Annotated in this window: 23 protein-coding genes; 6 read left to right on the plus strand and 17 right to left on the minus strand. The window is 45.0% G+C overall.

The annotated features are described in order from the left end of the window. Positions 1-114 precede the first annotated feature (114 nt). The 3 genes from YH65_RS06245 (at position 115) to YH65_RS06255 (ending at position 3,134) form a co-directional block, all read left to right on the plus strand. The gene (locus tag YH65_RS06245; protein WP_046551120.1) at positions 115-1,377 is read left to right on the plus strand and encodes an arsenic transporter; all 1,263 of its coding nucleotides are present in this window, start codon (positions 115-117) and stop codon (positions 1,375-1,377) included. A gap of 90 nt (positions 1,378-1,467) precedes the next feature. Continuing rightward, positions 1,468-1,926: a hypothetical protein gene (locus tag YH65_RS06250; RefSeq protein ID WP_046551121.1), complete on the plus strand. Its 459-nt coding sequence runs from the start codon at positions 1,468-1,470 to the stop codon at positions 1,924-1,926. A 206-nt stretch (positions 1,927-2,132) separates the two neighbouring features. Beyond that, on the plus strand, positions 2,133-3,134 hold the full coding sequence (locus YH65_RS06255) for a GGDEF domain-containing protein (protein WP_052746112.1): 1,002 nt from the start codon (positions 2,133-2,135) through the stop codon (positions 3,132-3,134). Between the two features lie 62 nt (positions 3,135-3,196). Here the strand turns inward: YH65_RS06255 and YH65_RS06260 are convergent, their stop codons facing one another. The 6 genes from YH65_RS06260 to msrA all read right to left on the minus strand — a co-directional run bounded on the left by YH65_RS06260 (position 3,197) and on the right by msrA (position 9,457). Then, positions 3,197-4,540 carry a magnesium transporter gene (locus tag YH65_RS06260; protein WP_046551122.1) on the minus strand — a complete coding sequence of 448 codons (1,344 nt, stop codon included), beginning with the start codon at positions 4,538-4,540 and terminating at the stop codon, positions 3,197-3,199. A gap of 234 nt (positions 4,541-4,774) precedes the next feature. After that, positions 4,775-6,892, minus strand: coding sequence for a ferrous iron transport protein B (feoB, locus tag YH65_RS06265; RefSeq protein ID WP_046551123.1), 2,118 nt, complete (start codon positions 6,890-6,892; stop codon positions 4,775-4,777). Then, the gene (locus YH65_RS06270) at positions 6,889-7,149 is read right to left on the minus strand and encodes a FeoA family protein (protein WP_046551124.1); all 261 of its coding nucleotides are present in this window, start codon (positions 7,147-7,149) and stop codon (positions 6,889-6,891) included. The genes feoB and YH65_RS06270 overlap by 4 nt, the downstream gene beginning before the upstream one ends. After that, entirely contained in the window at positions 7,146-7,649 is a 504-nt protein-coding gene (locus YH65_RS06275) for a permease (RefSeq protein ID WP_046551125.1), read from the minus strand. The genes YH65_RS06270 and YH65_RS06275 overlap by 4 nt, the downstream gene beginning before the upstream one ends. Continuing rightward, a complete protein-coding gene (locus YH65_RS06280; protein ID WP_046551126.1) occupies positions 7,646-8,071 on the minus strand; it encodes a hypothetical protein in 426 nt (141 codons plus the stop codon). Before YH65_RS06280 ends, YH65_RS06275 begins: the two co-directional genes overlap by 4 nt. A gap of 147 nt (positions 8,072-8,218) precedes the next feature. Beyond that, entirely contained in the window at positions 8,219-9,457 is a 1,239-nt protein-coding gene (msrA, locus tag YH65_RS06285) for a peptide-methionine (S)-S-oxide reductase MsrA (RefSeq protein ID WP_084722043.1), read from the minus strand. Between the two features lie 380 nt (positions 9,458-9,837). Here msrA and YH65_RS06290 point away from each other — a divergent pair, with 380 nt between their 5' ends. The 3 genes from YH65_RS06290 to YH65_RS06300 are packed head-to-tail and all read left to right on the plus strand — an operon-like array spanning position 9,838 to position 12,012. Then, entirely contained in the window at positions 9,838-10,506 is a 669-nt protein-coding gene (locus YH65_RS06290) for a response regulator transcription factor (RefSeq protein WP_046551127.1), read from the plus strand. Then, positions 10,493-11,656, plus strand: a complete 1,164-nt coding sequence (locus tag YH65_RS06295; protein ID WP_046551128.1) for a sensor histidine kinase — start codon at positions 10,493-10,495, stop codon at positions 11,654-11,656. The genes YH65_RS06290 and YH65_RS06295 overlap by 14 nt, the downstream gene beginning before the upstream one ends. Then, positions 11,644-12,012, plus strand: a complete 369-nt coding sequence (locus tag YH65_RS06300) for a hypothetical protein (RefSeq protein WP_046551129.1) — start codon at positions 11,644-11,646, stop codon at positions 12,010-12,012. Before YH65_RS06295 ends, YH65_RS06300 begins: the two co-directional genes overlap by 13 nt. A 66-nt stretch (positions 12,013-12,078) precedes the next feature. Here the strand turns inward: YH65_RS06300 and chrA are convergent, their stop codons facing one another. From chrA to YH65_RS06355, 11 genes are all read right to left on the minus strand, one after another. Next, positions 12,079-13,332 (minus strand): chromate efflux transporter, encoded by a 1,254-nt coding sequence (gene chrA, locus YH65_RS06305; RefSeq protein WP_046551130.1) that lies wholly within the window; start codon positions 13,330-13,332, stop codon positions 12,079-12,081. A gap of 22 nt (positions 13,333-13,354) precedes the next feature. Beyond that, complete coding sequence (locus YH65_RS06310; RefSeq protein WP_046551131.1) at positions 13,355-14,068, minus strand: ABC transporter ATP-binding protein; 714 nt, start codon at positions 14,066-14,068, stop codon at positions 13,355-13,357. Between the two features lie 4 nt (positions 14,069-14,072). Next, positions 14,073-15,218, minus strand: a complete 1,146-nt coding sequence (locus YH65_RS06315) for an ABC transporter permease (protein WP_046551132.1) — start codon at positions 15,216-15,218, stop codon at positions 14,073-14,075. Further along, positions 15,215-16,357 carry an efflux RND transporter periplasmic adaptor subunit gene (locus YH65_RS06320; RefSeq protein ID WP_046551133.1) on the minus strand — a complete coding sequence of 381 codons (1,143 nt, stop codon included), beginning with the start codon at positions 16,355-16,357 and terminating at the stop codon, positions 15,215-15,217. Before YH65_RS06320 ends, YH65_RS06315 begins: the two co-directional genes overlap by 4 nt. Then, a complete protein-coding gene (locus YH65_RS06325) occupies positions 16,357-17,610 on the minus strand; it encodes a TolC family protein (protein WP_046552066.1) in 1,254 nt (417 codons plus the stop codon). The genes YH65_RS06320 and YH65_RS06325 overlap by 1 nt, the downstream gene beginning before the upstream one ends. A 383-nt stretch (positions 17,611-17,993) precedes the next feature. Then, positions 17,994-18,575 carry an ion channel gene (locus tag YH65_RS06330; protein ID WP_046551134.1) on the minus strand — a complete coding sequence of 194 codons (582 nt, stop codon included), beginning with the start codon at positions 18,573-18,575 and terminating at the stop codon, positions 17,994-17,996. A 1-nt stretch (position 18,576) separates the two neighbouring features. Next, entirely contained in the window at positions 18,577-18,891 is a 315-nt protein-coding gene (locus YH65_RS06335; RefSeq protein WP_046551135.1) for a thioredoxin family protein, read from the minus strand. A 22-nt stretch (positions 18,892-18,913) separates the two neighbouring features. Continuing rightward, on the minus strand, positions 18,914-19,300 hold the full coding sequence (locus tag YH65_RS06340; protein WP_046551136.1) for a thioredoxin family protein: 387 nt from the start codon (positions 19,298-19,300) through the stop codon (positions 18,914-18,916). Continuing rightward, complete coding sequence (locus tag YH65_RS06345) at positions 19,297-19,629, minus strand: DUF4282 domain-containing protein (RefSeq protein ID WP_011981091.1); 333 nt, start codon at positions 19,627-19,629, stop codon at positions 19,297-19,299. Before YH65_RS06345 ends, YH65_RS06340 begins: the two co-directional genes overlap by 4 nt. Continuing rightward, on the minus strand, positions 19,629-20,522 hold the full coding sequence (locus YH65_RS06350) for a cation diffusion facilitator family transporter (RefSeq protein ID WP_046551137.1): 894 nt from the start codon (positions 20,520-20,522) through the stop codon (positions 19,629-19,631). Before YH65_RS06350 ends, YH65_RS06345 begins: the two co-directional genes overlap by 1 nt. 19 nt (positions 20,523-20,541) lie before the next feature. Further along, entirely contained in the window at positions 20,542-21,243 is a 702-nt protein-coding gene (locus YH65_RS06355) for a Bax inhibitor-1/YccA family protein (RefSeq protein ID WP_052746113.1), read from the minus strand. Positions 21,244-21,330 lie beyond the last annotated feature (87 nt).

Raw genomic sequence — 21,330 nt, forward strand, 5'->3', positions numbered from 1 at the left:
TTTTATTCAACAGTGTAGCATAATATTTCTAATATATCAAGATATCTTGATTTAACGTAATAATTCTGTTATACTTCACCAAAAATAATACTTATTCAAAATAAAAGGATATTCATGGCTCTTGCATTAGGCCTCTTTTTGGTCACACTACTCTTCATTATCTGGCAACCCAAAGGACTTCAGATAGGAACAACGGCAGTGATCGGTGCTGTCGTGGCACTGCTGCTGGGTGTCGTCAGTTTCGATGACGTCATTATCGTAACCGACATCGTCTGGGATGCCACGCTTGCGTTCATCGGTATTATCCTGCTCTCCATGGTACTCGATGAGATCGGATTTTTTGAATGGGCAGCCATCAAGATGGCGAAACTCAGCGGAGGAAGCGGGAACAAGATGTTCGTTTATATCCTTTTGCTCGGTGCCATCGTTGCAGCATTCTTCGCCAACGACGGTGCAGCGCTCATTCTCACCCCTATTCTCCTTGCAAAAATGAAATACCTAAAAATGAAACCCCTTCCCATCTTCGCCTTTTTGATGGCGGGCGGGTTCATCGGTGACAGTGCATCCAACCCTCTGGTCATCTCCAACCTGACCAACATCGTCACCGCCGGCTACTTCGATATCGGTTTCGTGGAATATGCAAAGAATATGTTCCTGCCGAATCTCCTGAGCATCGTTGCCTCTATTGCCGTGCTATGGTTCTATTTCAGAAAAGATATTCCTTTGACCGTCGATGTCGATCAGCTTCCTGAAGCCTCTTCGGTCATCAAAAACCGGACCATGTTCAAACTCAGCTGGTTCTTCCTTGCCTTTCTGATGGTCGGGTATTTCATCGGCGACCACTATCATCTCCCTGTCTCCGTCTTCGCCCTGGGCGGTGCACTTGTCTTTCTTGCCATTGCAAACCACCACAAGGCGACCAAGCCCATTATGACCATCAAAGCGGCACCCTGGCAGGTAGTCTGGTTCAGTATCGGGCTCTATATCGTCGTGTATGGACTCAAAAATGCTGGCCTGACAGATGAAGTGGCTGCCTGGATAGAGATGCTCAAGCACCAGGGCGAGACCACTGCGGTCATCGGTACCGGTTTTCTCTCCGCAGTCATCTCTTCGATCATGAACAATATGCCGACCATCATGATCATGGACATCGCCATTGACAAGGTGGGATATGTGGGTAACGAAGCACTGGTCTATGCCAATATCCTCGGCTCCAACCTCGGACCGAAAATGACGCCTATCGGATCGCTCGCCACCCTGCTTTGGCTGCATGTACTGGCACAAAAAGGTGTCAAAATCGGCTGGGGTGAATATATGAAAGTAGGACTGGTCATCACCCCGCCTGTTTTGCTTGTCGCACTTTTGGGATTGCTATAAGTGTTTATATTTATACAAATTTTAATTTAATAAGAAAAAATTTATTAAATTTATTATATCATTCTATTATAATTTTATTAAGGAAAACTAATGTTTAAAAAACTGGTCACAGGAATTTCAGTTGTAGGTATTTTAGCAACACATAGTATGGCTTTTTCTATTGTAGATGATAATACATGTACTGACAGCACCATCAATGTAGCAGAGATCATTGCATCAAGCAGTTCATTGGACAATTCTACTGCCATGAGTGCCTCTTTACTGGAAACATCAAAAAATTTACTCAAACTGTCAGAATCATTATTGAATGCAGGTGACAATGCCAATAAAGATTATGTGAATGCAATGTTACAGCTCTCTCAAGATATTGGAACTATGGCAGACAGAATTGGAGAAATGGCTGATCGTATATTAATTATGGCTGATAATATTGATGCCATGGCAGATAAAATTCTTGAAACCCAAAGAATTCAAAACAACAATGTTTCTTTGACTCAAGAGAATATATTAGCTGCCCAAGTCAACTTCAATACACTTTTAAACCTTTAACACCTATAATTTACCTTATGTTTTTCAGCAGGACTTTTACAGAGAGTCTTGCATAGACAGAATAGATCATTCAGGCTTTTAGAATAAATAGCCCTGTCTTCTCTATGAGACTACAGAATCTCATTTAAATATATATTCTATTTACTTTTCTAATCAATATATGTTATTATCTACCATTAAATATCTTTATATAACAAGGATAATGCGTGAATGAGAATAAACCTACATATGAAATGCTGGTACAAAAGATCAAATCTCTTGAAGAGGAGATTGAACTCAATAGATCTTTTCTTGAAATGCTGTTTGACGCCATTCCCAATCCTATTTTTTATAAAGACAATAACGGTGTTTATAGGCACGGTAATGAAGCTTTTTCAAAGACAATTCTGGGGCTCCACAAAGATGAAATCACAGGTAAGTCACTGTACGATTTTCCTGACCGCATTCCAAAGGAACTTGCCAATATCTATTATGCAAAAGACCGTGAACTTTTGGAGACCCCCGGTACGCAGAACTATGAGGCTGAGGTAAAGTGTGCAGACAACACGGTACGTCATTACAATTTTTACAAAGCCACATTTATTTCGCAAAGCAATGAGGTTCTTGGTATTGTCGGAGTGATGCTTGACATCAGCGAACATAAAAAGGCAATAAAAGAGTTGGACGAGAAGAATACGGTTTTGAATAACCTCAGTATCACTGACCCGCTGACCCTCCTTTATAACCGGAGACATTTTCAGGAGATCTTCGAAAGAAAGACCAGTATGCTGATACATCATCACCAACCCTTTGCCCTGCTGCTCATAGACATAGACTTTTTTAAAGACTACAATGATTCCTTTGGCCACAAAAAAGGAGATGATGTTCTACAAAATATTTCAAACGTTTTGCGAAGATCATTTTCAAGGCCCATTGATTTCGTTTTTCGATTGGGCGGAGAAGAGTTCGGTGTACTGTTCAATTATACCGAGGTAGAACAGGCAGTGTACTCTGCAAAAAAATTATTGAACGAGATAGAAGACCTGGACATTCCAGCCGCAAACACAGCCGTTTCACACTCGATTACCGTTTCAGCCGGCTTGGGTCTTATCAACTGCATCAATGATGTAAAATCCTCTCTGAACTACCATTATGACGAGATCGACAAACTTCTGTACCATGCCAAAAAGAATGGAAGGAACCAGTTTTCTTATAAGATCTATGATTGATATTGATATACAGAACGATGGGCAATAAGAGTATTTATAAGGTATCTACTGTTTAACAGTACCTAGAACAACATTATTTTTGCAAGCCCCAAAAAGACAAAAAAACCGATCGCATCAGTTGCCGTTGTCAACAGCAGGGGCGAAGCAATGGCAGGATCAATATCAAAATGTTTAAAAGTAAGCGGTAAAAGGGAACCAAGCAATCCTGCGATCGAAAGGTTGATAATGATTGCAAGTCCTATGACGACTCCCAGCATGGGGATCTGAAACCAGAAATAAGCTACTGTCCCCACTATCAGACCGATAATAACACCGTTGATCACCCCAATGTAAATCTCTTTGGAAAGAATCTCTTTGGCATATTGCCATGATGTCTCTCCCAATGCCAGACGGCGTACGGTAACCGTAACAGCCTGGTTACCCACATTTCCCCCCAGCGCTGCAATGACCGGCATCAGTACGGCAAGTGCGACAAGCTGTTCGATGGTCTCCCTGAAAAAATTAACAACTGAAGCAGCGATCAGAATGGCCCCCAGATTGATGAATATCCACTTCAGTCTATGCCTTTGTGCACTCAAAAGACTCTCTTCCTCGGCTTCCTGCTTTGTACCGCTCATTTTAAACGCCTGCGCCTCTTCTTCTGCAAATATCAGATCGTAAATATCGTCAAAAACGATACATCCCTGTAATCTGTTTTCGCTATCGACCACTGCGACCATAGCCAGATCGAATTCCCGAAACAGCTTTGTTACTTCCGTAATGAGAGTATGATCCCGAACAGATAGAGACTTGTGAGAAGGAAGTGCATCTATGACTTCTGCCAGAGTCTTCTCATCTTCAAAAAGCAGCAGATCACTGAAGTGGACGGTAGCAACCAAATGTCCTTCTTTGTCGGTAACAAAGAGTTTGATGAGAGGCATTTCCGCTTTATGTTTTTTGAAAACTTTGAGTTTCTCTTTGATCTCAGCAATATGTTCACCTGTGGTAGCCCACAGCAGTTCAGTCTGCATGTAAGCACCTGCTTCATCCGAACGATATTGTGAAAGACGGCTTATCTGTTCCTGTTGCTTTGGGTGCAAAAGAGGATAGATCGCCTCTCTTACCTGCGGTTCGACCCTCTCCAGTCTCTGGATAAAATCTGTCGCTTTATCACTTTCCAAATAGGAGATCACATCGGCCAGCTTTTTGTGCGGAAGCATACTGACTGCTTCTTTGAAAAGCGAGAGAGGAAGTGCCAGGATCACTTCTGCAAGGAGATCTTTTGGCACTTTGGATAGGTTGGTAAAGAAGAGACCATAATCCTGATAGGCAAGCTCCTGAAGCATTCTGGCAAGGCTGTCCGGTGCAACATGATTACCTTGTAAAAGTGTTTCAAATTGTTGAACTGCGGGTATATTTTCCGACATGAATGATCCCTTTACCTTAATGGGATAGTATACCCTATTTTTCAACCCGGATTATGCATTAGAATTGCTTGAAATCTGCCAAACGCTTGTGCTGTGGGTATTTGCGGAAAACTTGAGGTGCACCCGTAGGTGCATCGATGGTTTCTCCGTAAGTGCCCACGGTGCAATGGTTTGTGTAGTGTTCTGTAATCTCTAATGCATAATCCGGGTTCAATCATATATCTGACATTCTGGCTATAAAAACCTCAATCCGAGCTGATAGACCAACACACTCATTCCATAGGCTACAAGCGGCAGAAGGGCTGTTTCGAAAAGCATCCATCGCATCCCGAGCTCTGTTCTGATCGCTGCCATCGTAGAGACGCAGGGGATATAGAGTAAAATGAAGACCAAATAGCTGAATGCAGCCAGTGGAGAGGCAAACTGCTTCCGGAGTTTCTGCTGCAGTGTACTGGGTTGTACATTGTTTAAACTTTCGATGTGAATATTGAACATGTGTAAAAAAGCATTTACAAAGGCTTCTTTCAAAGCTTTGAGCTGCATGATCGTATCTTCTTTGAACGTACTTCTGGTCATCTCATTTTTTATTTCCACTCCGTAGATCGTCCCTAAGGAACTTATTACTACCTCTTTGGCAAGTGTCCCGGGGATCATGGCAGCTACAGGTTCCCAATGTTCTCCGAACCCTGCCGGCTTGAATACCGGTGTAACTAATTTAGCCGTTTGTGCCAGATATGAGTTATGAGGATCGGTCCCTACAGGAAGTTTGATGATACCCCACAAAATGATCGAAGCCATGACGATCACCGTCCCTGCCCGCACTATGAAATCTTTGAGTTTTGGCCACATCAAAACCCAGACTGCTTTCATATTTGGCATATGATAAGTTGGCAGTTCCAGAAAAAAAGGTTTGCCCTCTTCCGAAGGCAGAATAAGATTGGAGATCCAGCCCAAAAAGAATGCAACGATGATCCCGAGAAGATAGAGTGACATGATCACCAGAACCTGATGCTCTTGAAAGAATATAGCGGTGAACAGTGCATAGATCGGAAGTCTGGCACTGCAGCTCATCAGGGGGATCATCAGTATCGTGATAATGCGTTCCCGTTTCGTCGTGAGTGCACGTGTTGCATAAACGGCAGGGACATTGCACCCGAAACCGATGATCATGGAAATAAAGGCATTCCCCTTGATGCGCAAAGTCCTTCCTGCACAGTCGAGCAGGAAGCTCACCCGTGCCATATAGCCGCTCTCTTCCAGCATCGCCATAAAAAAATAGAGCAGGAACAGAAGCGGCAAAAAAGAGAGCACCAGTCCCATACCGCTCAAAATACCGTCCGTGAACAGTGAAATAAGCCAAGGAGGAGCTACATCCTGAAGACCCAGTGAGATATATTTGTCCAGAAAATCCTGAAAAAAGTTCGACACCCACGTCACCAGAGATCCACTGCCGTCGAAGGTCAGTTTGAACATCAGCATCATAATGAGAAAGAAGAAAGGGATCCCCAACCATTTGTGTAAAAGAACGGCATCGATTTTTTCACTTAGCAGCACTTTGTCCAGGATCGGTTTTTTCAGAACAACCTCCAGCAAACGGTCGATGACCTCATATCTGGCACGCGTAATGATCGTTTTAATGGGAAGCTTCATGTGTGCTTCCAGCCTGCCTCTTGCCTTTGCCGCTTTTTCTATGAGATCATTTTCTTTTAACGTCTCAGCCAAAGCATGGGCATAAGGATCGTCCGCGATCAGCTGTATCGCGAAAAACCGGGGTGACAGACCGGTCTGAGGCATTGCATGTATCAAAAAAGCGATCTCTTTTTCAATATGCTCCTGATAAGGCTGAATGAGGGGGATAGTCTGTTCCTTCACTGCAGCGATGGCAGCATCGATCAGTTTTTGCGTACCCAGTTTTCTGGATGCTATTGTGGGTATGGCCGGTACTCCAAAAATCTCCTGTAACTTATCAATATCGAGTTCATACCCGCGCTTGGTAAAATCATCGAACATATTGAGCGCTAATACCATGGGTCTCTGCATATCGATCAGTTCCAGAGTAAGATAGAGATTTCGGCGTAGGTTAGTCGTATCGATGACATCGATGATACCATCAAACTTTTCTTCTGCCAGCATGTTTCTGGTGATCTTCTCTTCAAGCGAATAGGGGCTGAGCGTATAGGCTCCTGGGAGATCGACCAGGACAACATCTTCTCCCGCATAGGTAAATCTTGCTTCCTTCTTCTCTACCGTCACCCCTGGCCAGTTACCCACTTCCAGGTCACTTTTTGCGATCGCATTGATCAGTGCCGTTTTACCTGTATTGGGATTGCCTACGAATGGGATGTGTATCATGAAAGCCCTTTCCTTTCACGATGTCTCAGTTGGGAAATGGCTTCAACTTCTATCTTTTGGGCATCCTCATTGCGCAGTGCCAGATGCTCATCTCCTATACGTATCTCGATAGGGTCCCCAAAAGGTGCAATGCGTACAACCTGAATGGGCTCACCACACAACACACCAAGTTCCATCAAGCGGTCCTTAAGTTCTCCTATATCACCAATCGATTTGATGATCGCCTTTTGTTTTGGATGAAGTTCGCTGAGTTTCATTGTTCTCTCTCTTTATCATCCAGCCTCTCCACTATCACTCCCTGCAAGTAGGCACCCAAAACCACGTAAAAGGTGTAGACCAGTGTAAAAGCCCACCCAAAATAGCTTATCATCAGCGGCAGCCAGGGTATTTTGATGGCTCTTGCATAGATAAAGGCGATAACAAGACCATCTTTTGCGCCCTGCTCTCTGAGGTTTTGAAGCAAGGGGTACCACACATAACCCGGCCCATGGCTCAAGATGCCACCGACTAGTGCCAAAAGCCACCCTTTACCACCACTCTCCTCACCCAAATGTTTTGAAATGGCTTTTTCATCGATAAAAGTACCCAGCAGTGCCATGATAAAAAAGACGATCAGCAAAATGGGGATGATCATCTTCAGTACTTTCAAACTCGCACCCAGTGCATCAAGCGTTACATCCGGTTTCATAACATAAAGTATGCCATAGAGCACTACAACAATGCCCAGCATGATCAGCCCGCTTCTGCTTTTTTTCATGACAACACCCCCAGGGTGAATGCTATGGCCCATGAGAGGATAAAAGCAAAAACAAGGCTCAAGAGATTTCTAAGCAGTGCAAAACGAAAACCGAAAATGGAGAACTCCATAGGAAGCTGCACAACCCCCAGTGTCACAAAAGCCAGAATGAACGCCGTAACACCGTAAAAAGAGGCCCCCTCATCCAGAAGTTCACCGCCGATGATATAGCTCAGGAACGGCTGCCCCACAGACACACCACCCAATCCCACACCCACAAGCATATCGTGCATCCCTGAACCGTTGAAAAGTGTATGCAGCATTTCGGGGGTGATGAATGTTTTAAACAGACCTATCAGCCCGATGATCGCAAGAAGCATAGGGGAGATCATCAACAGAGTTTTGAGCGTCTGCTTCAGTGCAGTTTTGAGTTTTATCCGCATCACACACCTTCGAAAGTAGATATGCTATTATTTCCCTATCTTGCTGATAGTCGGTTGAAGCAATTGATATTTGGTTGATATTAAAGTCAAGGGCAAAAAAGTAATTACTGGTCCCCGATAAAATCCAATTACTTTTTCTCTTTCTTCTTATTTCTTTATCTTGTCTCGCGGCACAAATTCCAAAACAGTAGCATTAATGCAAAAACGCTGTCTGCCATCAGGTGCATCGTTAAAGACGTGCCCCAAATGTGCACCTGATTTTTTGGCGATGATCTCTACTCTATGCATACCCCAAGCATTGTCCTCTTTTTGTATGGTAGCGCCATCGACTGCTTTGTAAAAACTTAACCATCCTGAACCGGAATTAAATCTGTCTCGGGTGTCAAAAAGGATCTCTCCCGAGATCTTGTCTCTAAAAACACCATCCCCTGTATGTTTGAACTCATCGTATTTTTTACAAAATCTATTGTCGGTACTTTTGTGAAAAGCCACGTCAAACGCTTTGCTGTCTTTGCCTAGCTTGAATTTTCCCACCATTTTATAGAATTGCTTTTCATTCATGTATCCTACACGTGAGAGTATCTCTTCTCCATCTATGATGAAGAGAACCGTAGGTGTACCTTCTATTTTGGTATGGAGTTTAAAGCCTTTTAACTGGTCTTGATGTACGGTTCTAAGAGGTATCGTTCCTTTGTAATGGTCTGTAACATTCTTTTTGAACTTCTCACAGAAACGACAGTGCTCTGCATCTATCACGACTATCTCTTTGCCACCCAGTGGAGAGATGCTGTCTGTCATGATTTTTTCATTGCTAAACTTCACCTCTGTGGCATGGTTGGGGCAGTAACCGTTTGGATTTTTTTCCAGGTAGTTCTGGTGATATTCTTCTGCTTTGTAAAACTTCTCTAACGGCTTGATCTCTGTGGTGATAGCACCATACCCCGCTTTGTTAAGCAGCTTCTGATACACCTCTTTTGTTGCCAATGCTATCTTCTTTTGTGCATCATTGGTGTAGTAGAGTGCGGAACGATAGTTGTTTCCCTTGTCGTTGCCTTGTCCGTCAGGCTGTGTAGGGTTATGCAGTTCCCAAAAAGACTTGATGAGACGCTCTGTACTGATTTTGCTGTCATCATAGACAACTTCAACAGACTCCGCATGGTTTATAATGCCTCTTTTTGGGTTTCTTCTCTTGAGAACTTCTCTGTATGTGGGGTTTTCATAGTTCCCGCCGGCATACCCTGAAGTTGCCTTTATCACACCATCAAGATGTTCAAAGTGTTTCTCGACACCCCAGAAACATCCTGCGGCAAATACAATGGTTTGTGTCTTGGCTAAAACAGCAACACTAAGAGCTAAAAATAGAATTATTTTTCTAAGATTCGGCATTTAGTACCTCACTGTACTGAATTTTAATTCTTGTCATAAAACTATCCTTTTTCTATAAAGTAATATGCAAGTCTATCCAAACATCTGTGTAGCAGTGTGTACTATCTTGAGGAGGGCATATGCCTCTTACGATTTCGACAATAAAATTGCTTCATTGCGCATTGTTGTATAGACATCTCTCCATCGGCATAAGAAGAAAGCCTAAATGATATTTGAGTTTTGCTTTGAGGTTGAGTGCCATTTTGAGTTTGACTTGTATCACACACCTTCAAAAAGTAGATATGCTATTATTTCCCTAACTTGCTGATAGTCGGTTGAAGCAATTGATATTTGGTTGATATTAAAAAGATATAATGCAGCAATACAGAAAAAGGTAGGCGATGCAAAGGAAAATACTGCTGCTTGAAGATGATCTTCAGCTGAACGATACAGTCAAACAGTTCCTTGAGCACCACCAGTATACTGTTCTGCCCGCTTATAACGGACATCAGGCCAAAGAGATACTTTACGAAACCGAAGTTGACCTGATGCTGCTGGACATTAAAGTGCCGCATCAAAGCGGATTTAACCTCCTCTCGGAAGTACGACAGGAAGGGAACGATACTCCTGCCATTTTCATTACTTCTCTTCACAGTGTCGACGATGTCAGCAAAGGTTTCGATGTCGGATGTGACGACTACATCAGGAAACCTTTTGCCCTGAAGGAACTTCTTGTCCGCATTGAAGCCCAACTCAGAAAACGCTATGGCAGCAGAGACAACCATGTCGATCTGGGTAACGGTCTCAATTATTATCCCAAAGAGTTCAGACTGACATTGGACGGCAATACCATTCCTTTAAAGCAAAAAGAAGCCAAACTGCTTGCGCTCCTGCTCGAACATCCCGATCAGCTTGTCACCTATGACAAGATCCATGCCGCACTCTGGGAGTTCGATGAAGAACCAAGTGCCGGTTCACTGCGCACCTACATCAAAACACTGCGTTCCCATCTGGGAAAAGATCGTATCGAAACGGTCAAAAATATAGGATACCGCTTTGTATCGAAGTGAAAGAAGAAGCCTTTTTCGTTTTCTGGCAATCTATCTGCTCTCAACACTGATACTCTTTACGATCGGAAGTGCCATTTTCTACACCCTCGAAAAACACCACCTCCTAGATAGGCAGCGAGAAGCGATGAAGCATGAAGGAGAGAAAATACAGCATCAGCTTATCCGTCTTCACAAAAGCTTTGAAGCAAAACTTCCCATCCGCGTAAAAGAGCCCTATAAGATCGCACTGCTCGACAAAGATCATACCATTATTTTTTCCAATTTTACGCCTCCAAAGAATATTGATCTCAGGCAGGAGTACCACCTGGTCGACAGGCATATACTCTACATCAAACCCGTTGACCCCTATTATCTTGGTACCGCCTACCTTCTGCTCTGGACACCGGTTGACGGAACAGCCATATCCCATCTGCAAAACATGATACTTCTTTTCATGCTGGGAGCAGGAGCATTTTTTCTGCTGCTGGGCTACTTTCTGGGACGGCTCTTCATAGCGCCCATGCGTGAATCCATCGAAACCATGAACCGCTTCATCCAGGATACAACCCACGAGCTCAATACTCCCGTCAGCACCATCCTGACCAACCTTGAGCTCATCCAGACCCTGCATAAATGTGATGCAAAAGAGGAGATGCAGCGCATTGAGATCGCATCAAAGACATTGAGCCGCATCTACGATGACCTGACCTACCTGAAACTCAACCACCAGTACCATCGCGATATCAAGACAGTTGACCTTTCCAGACTTCTTCAGGAACGACTGGAATACTTTTCCACAGCGATCGAAGCAAAAAAGCTCACTCTCACGATAGACATAAAACCCGGTGTTGTTCTGCATATCGATCATGACGATGCCATTCGCCTGCTGGACAACCTCATTTCCAATGCCATCAAGTATAACCAAAATGAAGGCCGTTTGGACGTTCTTCTGGATGAGAAAAACTTCAGCATAAAGGACAGCGGTATCGGCATCGATCAGGCAGAACTCACTACGATCCACAAACGCTTCAAACGTGCCAACAGCAGCGAAGGCGGCTTCGGCATAGGACTCGATATCGTCTATCAGGTGGTAAAGGCTTATAGCTTTAACATAACAATAGATTCACAAAAAAACAGAGGAACGGAGGTTACTGTCAGATGGGAAAAATAGTATTGATTTTTTTAACTGTACTGATTTCACTGGGTGCCGGTGAGAACACAACGGACAAAGCACTGCAAAAAGAATGTCTACATTGCCATACAGAGCAGCAGATCCCTTCCGGGATAATCTACCGTCGATATCTGCTCAAATACTCTTCCAAAACATTGATCAGAGAAAAAATATTTGCATATCTAAAAGTACCTTCTCCCAAAACATCAATCATGCCGGCTCCATTTTTTAACAAGTTTCTTATCAAAGAAGTATCAAAACTTGACGATGAAACATTGCATCGCATGATCGACAGTTACATCAAACATTTTGATATTGACCAAAAGATCTATATTGTTCCGGAAGAAACCATATAATTGACATTGGGTGTACATTGCACCTCTATGATCCGGTATCCGTTTTCGCTTCAGAAGATATCTCTATCAGAGCACTGAAAATCCTGCCAGGTACAAGAGTGCTTCTGCACCGATCCCGATCAGAAAAATCCACAGGATATTCAGCTGAAAATACCGCACGGCTATCAGCGCGCCCACTGCCCAGATATACGCTGCCGACGATACCAGGCTGATCGTGCCGAGACTCAGTACCACGAAGAAAAGCATCCCGGTAAATGCGGCCAGAATACCCCTGAGTGCTTTCTGGATCAGCACATTCTTTTTGATCTTTTCATACAGTTCCGACATAACGATAGTGTAGAAAAAAGAAGGGTAGAACATACCGACCGTCGCCAGCAGGCTTCCTGTCAGTCCACTTACCTTGTAACCGATGAACGTTGCGGTGATCAGAAACGGTCCGGGTGTGATCTGCCCGAAGGCAATGCCGTCAGTAAACTGCTTCATGGTAAGCCAGTGGTGGGATATGACCGCTTCCTGCTGAAGCAGCGGCATAATGGTCATACCATTGCCGAAGGCTACCGCACCCACTTTGAACATGGAGAGAAGCAAAATGCCCGATTCGTTTTTCCACAACAGGCCCAGCACCATCAGCGCGATAAAAACCGAACCGCTTAGGATAATAGCTGCCAGACGCCACTGCCATTTTCCCGGTATCGGTGCTGTCTCTGTTTCTACATTATTTTTACTGTTAGTGCCTATTTTATCCCGCCAGAAAAGAGCGACTCCCAGCACCATAGCCAGCAGGATAAGCCAGAAAGCATTGATTTTATACAGCATCAGGATAAAGGCAATGCCTGCAAGAAATGCCGTTTTTCCGTCCTGCACATACCGTTTCGAAAAATCGAGGGCAATGTGGACGATGATACCCACCACCATCGCCTCCAACGCAATGAAAAGCGGATGCACCCATCCGACATTTCCATAGTTTAGATAGAGCCAGGAGAGCAGCAGCATCAGAAGATACGAGGGCAGCACAAACAAAAATGTCGCGATCAGCGCACCACCAAATCCTTTGATACGATAAGCGGCATAGGTCGCCAGATTGAACATGATGGGCCCGGGATAGAGCTGCACCATGGCCAGCCCTTCATCCATCTCCTTTTGCGAAAGCCATTTTTTGCCGACAACAAGTGCTTTGAGCTGCTGAAGCATTGCCACACTATACGCAGTCAGACCGATGATCAAAAAGGCCCAGGCCAACTGCAGTACGGAGGGAACAACAGCTGGGGATCTGTTTTTATCTTGCCCTGTATCTGTGTTTGTCCGGTTTTGATCTTTCATTATATCCATACCTGTGTATGATTCACAATATCTTCTCTTGCGATGAAGTCTCCTGTGAGACAACAACCCTGTTCTCAATTTTCAGCACACGGTCACAGTACGGCAGTAGACGCCCGTCGTGGGTGACCATGATGATGGCAACGTTCTGCTCCTGTGCGATCTTTTTAAGCATTTTGACAACACTTACAGAACGCTCTATATCCAAAGCTGCCGTCGGCTCATCTGCAAGAATGATCTGTGGTTTGTTCGCCAGGGCACGGGCAATGGCCACACGTTGGTTCTGCCCACCTGAAAGTTCCGAAGACATCGCATGGGCTTTGTCAGCGATCTCGAAGTACTCCAGCAGTTCCATCGCTGTTTTGTTGGCTTCTTTTTCAGAAACACCGTTGGTCTGGGGTATCAGTGTCACATTCTCGATCACATTCAGAAAAGGGATGAGATAGTGCGCCTGAAAAATGAAACCGATCTTCTCACGGCGTATTTTTCTGGTCTCTTTGGTCAGCCACTGGTTATCGTAAACTTTTTCATCACCCAGCCAGACAGTACCGCTCGTAGGTTCTTCCACACAGCCTATCATCATAAGAAGCGTAGTCTTCCCTGCACCACTCGGTGCGACCAGCGCAACCAGCTCACCTTTGTCCACCTGAAAAGAGGCTCCCTCTATGACCCTTACCAGACTCTCGTCTTTTCCAAAATGTTTAACAATATTCTCTACTTTAATAGCCTGTTTTTCCATACCCTTAACCCCCTATCGCAGCTGCAGGGTCAGCCTTGATCACTTTTCGTATCCCCACCAGGGAAGCCAGGATCGAAGCAATAATAACGATGATAAACAGTGTCCATGCATCAGGTATCTCCAGCACAACCCGCTTGGGGAATTTACTGTAGATCAGATGTGAAAATATATTACCGAAGATGAAGGCCAGGAAACCAAGCAGCAGTGTCTCCTGCGCGATCATTTTGATGACCAGGCTGTTGGGAATACCAATCAGCTTCATGATCGATATCTCCTTCATCTTCTCCAGGGTCATCGTATAGATGATCAGTGCGATGATGATCGTTGAAACGACAACCAGTATGGCCGTGAACATCCCGATCTGCTTGGAGGCCCTTTCTACCAGGTTCTTGGTCAGTATGGTCTTTTGTTCTGCTGCGGTGTAAACGCTGTTATGCTTGAACCGTCTGATCTCCCTGGCCACTGTATTGACGTCGTAACCCGGCTTCACCCTTCCTACAATCGTGTTGACCATGAAAGCATCTCTGTTTTTGTACCCTCTCGCCCTGTCGCTTCTGATCCGGTTGTTTGTATAGGAAAACTGCAGATCCTGTGCATCTTTCAGTGAGACATAGACCAGAGGATCTCCTCCGGAAGATACGGTACCATGCGTCACACCCACTACAGTGTAGTCGTTACGGACCAAGTGAATCCTGTCACCCAGTTTGAAGCCGGTCTTGTCTGTAACCACGATCTCGTAGTGGTCTTTCCCAAGGGGGTGTCCCTCTATGATCCGCTCAGGATTGATAGGGTTAATCGTTCCGAAAGGGTCATACCCCACCGCTACTGCACGTACCGGTTTTGGCTTTTTGGGAAGCTGAAGGTTCTGAAAGGTCAACGCTTCGGCAGTCTCCATGCCATCAATGACACGCAGAGTATCTCTGAGGTCTTCGTGAATACGCGATGCTTCGGCAAAGGGTCCCAGCGTTCCTTCCTGCACGACCCACAGGTCAGCCTTGATATCGCCGAGCAGCACTTCAGCATCGACCATCATCCCCCTGTAGACACCGATCATAATAAGGACAATCCCCAGAAGCATCCCTACTCCCATAGCCGTTACAAGGAACTTGCCAAGGGTATGCTGGACGTCTTTTTGAGCCAGATTTATCATAAGTGTACCGACATCCCTTCTTTCAGCGCTTTTTTCTTCGGATCAGCCATCAGTATCACCGTTCTGGCATCGATCCCGGAGACAGCAACAGATTTATTGTCACGTGCCAGAACTTTTACCGTCATGAAATGTGCTTTGCCATCGTGGCTGGTCCATACACCCGGCGTCAACTTTTGATATACAATGGCATTTGCAGGCACTTTCAGCACCTGTTTCAGTTGGCTTGTCACAATGTTCACTTCAGCCTGCTCATTGATATAAAAAGGCTTTGGCAGCGTTTTGAATGCCACATCAACCTCTTTTTCAAGCGTCACGGCATCCGTCTGAGGCTCGATACGCTTCACAACCCCTTCATAATTCCTGTATGCCTGTGAGCGCAGAATGATCGTTGCTTTCTGTCCGACCTTGACCGTTCCGCTGAGTCTCTCGTCTATATAGGTCTTTACCCAGACACTTTTGGGATCGACGATCTTGAGAATGGGCTGTGTAGGAGCGACACTCTGTGCCACTTCTGCCTCCCTGTCGATCACATAACCATCCACCGGAGCATAAATGGTGAAACGTGCAAACTTCTCTTCCAGGGCTTCCACATTTTTTCCGGCACGGTCTATCTCAATCTTCGCCGCATCTATGCGTGCATTTGTTGCCTTGATCTGCGCATCTATGACATCGAGATCTGCTTTGGTCTTGTCGTATTCTGCTTTAGAAGCGAACGCCTGTTTCTCCAGTCTTTCATAGCGCCTGAACGTGACCAATGCCAATGCTTTTTGCGCCTTCAGACTCTGCAATTCTTCTTTGGATGCCTCAAGCTCCAGGGTAGCCTTGTTCACGGAGATCTTCGCCTCTTCAAGCTGTTTCGGCAGGTCAACCGGGTCGATGCTTACCAGCAGCTCGCCTTTTTTGACCCAATGCCCTTTGTCTGTTAGTATCTGCACTATTTTTCCGCCGGTCTGTGCCGTGATAGCGTAGATATTGTTCGCCCCGATATTACCTACACCGAACACTTCAGTATACATGTCTCCAACTTTTGGCGTAACCGTTTCATAGGTCGTTTTGGGGATATAGACCTTCTTGTAAAAAAGTGCGGATCCCGCCGCTATTACAAGTACGATCAAACCATATTTTACAGATCTAGTCATTATATTTTTCCTTTAAGGTATTCAATTCTATCTATGGCAAGACTTCTCGAATAGTATGCTTCAAGCAGTCCGAGTTTCGCGTTCAGTACCAGTGTGGTACTGTCGAGGAGTTCGATGTAGGTCGACAACCCTTCTTTGTAACGCGCTTCAAGCACCTGTCTCGTTTTTTGTGCCGATACAAGCTGTTCTTTTTTCGCCTTGATCGTCTTGTCGTAACGCCTGATATCGATGATCAGTCCGCTCAACTCTTCTTTAAGTGCCAGTGCCGTAGACGCACGCTGCTCCTGCGCGATCTGATAGCCAATCTTCGCCTGCTGCTCCTGTGCCGTCAGCCTGCCGCCGTGATAGAGCGGTATATTATAGCTCACGCCTACGTAGTCCGAATTGTACGAATTGAGCGTGTCGAATCTCGTATATGAAGCCACAAGGTCCACAGAACCGAAGTGTGCCGCTTCGCTTGCACGGTGAAGTGCTTTATTCTTGTCGACCGTCCGTCTGTCCATCTGCATTCTGTAGTTGTTCGCCATAACTTCACGCTCTATGGTTTTGACGGAAGCCATATGTTTTTTCAATGTACCCGACTGGAGTTTAAGATCGTTTTGCAGCGGTGTACCCATATAGAGGGAAAGAGAAACTTTTGCTTTCTCGAAAGAGGCTTTGGCAATGGCAAGATTGTTTTCAGCCACATAAACGGAAGAGAGGAATCTGCTGGCATCTGCATGTGTCTTCAGGCCCTGCTTTACCAACGCTTTGGACTGCGCGTAAAAAGCACGTTTGCTTTCAAGGTCTTTCTGTCTGACTGCGATAGCCTCTTTCTGTACCACCAGCAATTCATACAGCGACTTCACCTTGTAGGCAAGCAGTGCCCTGACCTCTTCAAGGGAGAGCTTTGAGATATCTTCATCGATCTTCGATGCCTCTACCAGGGAGCTTGTCTTTGCAAAATCCCAAACCTTCTGGTGCAGCATCACACCCACATTCCAGGCTTCTTTATCGACTGCATGAAAGACACCGTTGGCCGGAAGAGTAAATGTTTGTGTGGGCGCGTAGGTAGCCGAAAGATCGATCTGCGGAAGATAGTCGGCATAGGCGGCATTGTAACCCTGTTCCGCCTGCTGAATACGCAGCATGAATGTTTTCACATCCGGATGGTGCGCCAGTGTTCTGTCTATAGCTATTTTAAGTGTCAGCATCTGCGCCGAGAGGCTTGTGGCAGCCAATAAGGTGACTATCCATACCGACTGTTTCAACATATGTTTCACACACATCCTTTTTTTAAATATTATGGGCACCTCTAATACCCCTAGATGCTCATAACATCTCTAGCTTTTGTCTAGGCTAGGCACTCTTTTAAAGGCCTAGCCGTAGCTAAGTCAAAAAAGAGTAACAACGCATAGGCCAAAGCTAGTGATGCCCACAGGGTGGGCTTTGCAAACGCGATCTTTCACAAGATGCTTACTTCATCTTAGCTTTGGCTAGGACTTGAAAGCCTCTTACAAAATCTCACATTTGCAAAACCCATTATGAATATTTAGAGTTATTAGAGGTGCCCTTAAACAAAAGCCTCCGGCTCCATACTGTTTTCACAACATACTACCATAGTCATATGAATCATACGTGAATTGCCTATTTTTCTTTAGAGGTTCCCTTTATTCTGATGTGCATAGATCACGATGGCGACAAAGACACCACCCTGCACCACACCGAGGATGACCTCGGAAATGACCGCGACCATGGCAGGAAGCGTCTGCGGTATCCAGTCGCCCGATCCCAGTGTCGTAAAAGTGACGGTCGAAATGTACATGGAGGTGACAAAACTATGTTCCTGTATCATCTTCAGGTTCTCTGGAGGAAACTGTGAGTTGAGATGAAAAAGTGAAAAAACATCGAACATATTGAAAAGTACCGCATAAAAGACAATGGTGATAATCGTCACTTCAAGATAGAGCAGCACGATCTGTATCAGAGCCAGATGCACATGGTTCTTCGAACGGCTGAAGATGTAAACTGCCGCATCGAGTACAGCAAAGCGTGCCAAAACGATATAGAGGATATTGGAGATGAGGATCTCATCTTTATACATATCGAACCACAGGGTATATCTGCCGTGCAGAAACACTTCGAACATCAGCGGTATCAGTACGATCGGAAGTACGAGAAAAGCGACTCTCTCGCTCTTGATGAAGCGCTTCTCCCTTTGCAGAAATTTTGCCAGCATACTACACCTTCTCTTTGAGCTGTTTTTCAAAGGCTTGCGTGATCTCCTCTGCCTGCACCAGTCCTTCGAGGAATATCTCTCCGTCAAGTACCAGTGTAGGGTCTTTGGTGACACCTTTTTCCACTGCTTTGCGCGTATCGTGCTCGTAGGTGAACTCCACACGCAGCGGCAGGTGTTTGATCGCACAGCTGAGGCGCTTGGAGAATTTTGCCGTGCTTATTTTATCTCCGTACAGTACAGCATGAAACAGAGGATATTCCGTTTTATCCGCATTCAGTACTTCACCATGGTCCATGGTATGACAGGCTTCATTCATAATTATCCTTTGTTACGGTCTTTCAGTTTGCGATATACTGCTTAAGCAGCGCATCAAGCTCATCCATCTTCAGCACACCCACGTGTCTGTAGACCTCTTTACCGTTTCCATCGAGTATGATCTGTGTGGGGATCATCTGAATTTTGAGTTTGTAGGCCGCTTCTCTCTCTTTTTTGACATTGACGAAAAATATCGGATACTCCGGGTGCTCCAGTTTGACCATATGGAGCCGTCTTCCCATGACCTGACAGCTACGGCAGCTGTCTGAACCCACTTCAAGCATCACGTTCTTTCCTTTGCCTATCTGCTTTGAGACCTGAGCAAATGGCGTCTCCTGAAGCATTGGGACTTCCGCCCAAAGATATGTCGTCATTAACACTGTCAGCAATACCATTGTTTTTTTCATCATTTTTCTCCTCCTATTTTATTGGCAATTTTATACAGATAATCATGCATATCAAAATACCCTATCATCGCTTCGAACATCATCCGCCAGCACAATTCCATACAAAGGAATATGGTTATGAACATCATCCAGAATACGATCTTTCGTTTGGAAGAGAAAGAACTGTAAAACATATATAATTTGTCATATATCGTTTTTACAAAAGAGATATTTTCGATCAGATAGTCCTTAAAAAAGTACAGAACCACCGGCATGAGCACTGCACCGACATAATAAAAAAACACTAAAATGTCTTGCGTTATGAAAGTGTTAAATGTAAGAATATCCTTCATTATACAATGACCTCTTTACTGTCATCTCTTCCGTATTCGCACTGGAAAGTCATGTGCTCTATGTCAAAACTGTCATGCAGCTTTTTTTCCAGTCTTTCTATGACCCGGTTGGAGACAGAAAGAACTACGTCTTCCTTGAAATCCAAATGCGCTTCAAGATGGATATGATTGTCATCGAGTTGCCAGACATGGATATGATGTACATCTTCAACTTCCGGCTCTTCCTCTATAGCATGGACGACGGCATCGACATCGAGTCCTTTGGGGGTGAACTGCATCAGTATGCCACTACTCTCTCTGACCAACCCGGCAGAGGCCCAGATAAGATAAACCGCGATCAGTGCCGAGATAAGTGGGTCTATCCAGAAGATGCCGAAATAGTACATCAGTACTCCGCCGCCCACGACAGCGACACTCGTCATCACATCGGTGAGAAGATGCAGATAGGCCGCCTTGACGTTCATGTTGTCATGGGAATCATCTTTGATCAGCAGTACGGAGGCCGTATTGAGCACGATACTGAGTGCACCCAGTCCGATGACCCATACCGAATTGATCACTTCGGGATGATAGAGCTTATGAAACGCCTCTATGATCAGAAATATCGCGATACCGATGAGCACGGAAGCGTTGAACAGTGCCGCAAGGATCTCCGCGCGTTTGTAGCCGAAAGTCTTCGTAATGTCGTTGGGACGTGCGGCCAGACGGTTCGCGGCATAGGCGATGAACAGTGCCAGTACATCACTGAAGTTGTGCATGGCATCACTCAGCAGTGCCAGAGAACCTGACATGATCCCGCCCACGATCTGTGAGAGTGTGATGATGATATTGAGGACGATAGTTAGAAAGAGGTTCTTCCCGCTTACGTTATGATGGTGATGATGTTCACTCATGATCCGCTCCTATAGACTTCTAATTTCGTTCGTTCCCGAAAAACTCCAGCATCATAACAAAAAGGTTTATGAAATCGAGATAGAGTGCCAATGCACCAACGATCGCGACACGGCTTAAACTTTGTGCGTCATCACCGGCCATCGCTTCACCCATGGCTTTTATCTTCTGCGTATCATAGGCAGTCAGTCCGACGAAGATGATTACTCCGATCACCGAGATCCACCATTCGAACATGGGGCTTTGAAGAAAAAAGTTCACTACCAAAGCAATGATGATCCCGATGAGACCGGCAAAAAGAAGGCTCCCCCATGAACTCAGATCCGTGTCCGTGAAGTAGCCGTAAAGACTCATTACACCAAAGGTCGCGGCCGCTATGAAAAAGGTGGTTACAATAGACGCTTCCGTGTATATGAGGAAAATACTTGCCAGCGTCATACCATCTATGACGGAAAAGAGGATAAACAAAATCCTCGCCGTGGAGACATCCATCTTGTTGATACCTGCAGAGATGGCGATGACCAGACCCAGTTCTATAAGGAAAAGTACCCATATCATATACGGATTTCCGAAAAGCAGGTGCAGCAACGGTGCACTGTGTATGACCATGAATGCACTGAGCCCGGAGATCAGCAGGCCTATCATCATCCAGTGATAGACCGAATTGAGCAGGACATTGCTGTCTGACCTGCTGAGATGTGTCGTAAAAGTATTGTTCTGCATATTCATTCCTTTGTAACTATATCGAAATTCAGGTTGCTTTATTAATGATTACATAATTAACCAACTAGTTAGTTAATTATATCCCTA

This window comes from Sulfurovum lithotrophicum, assembly GCF_000987835.1.
In the GTDB taxonomy this organism is placed as follows: Bacteria; Campylobacterota; Campylobacteria; order Campylobacterales; family Sulfurovaceae; genus Sulfurovum; species Sulfurovum lithotrophicum.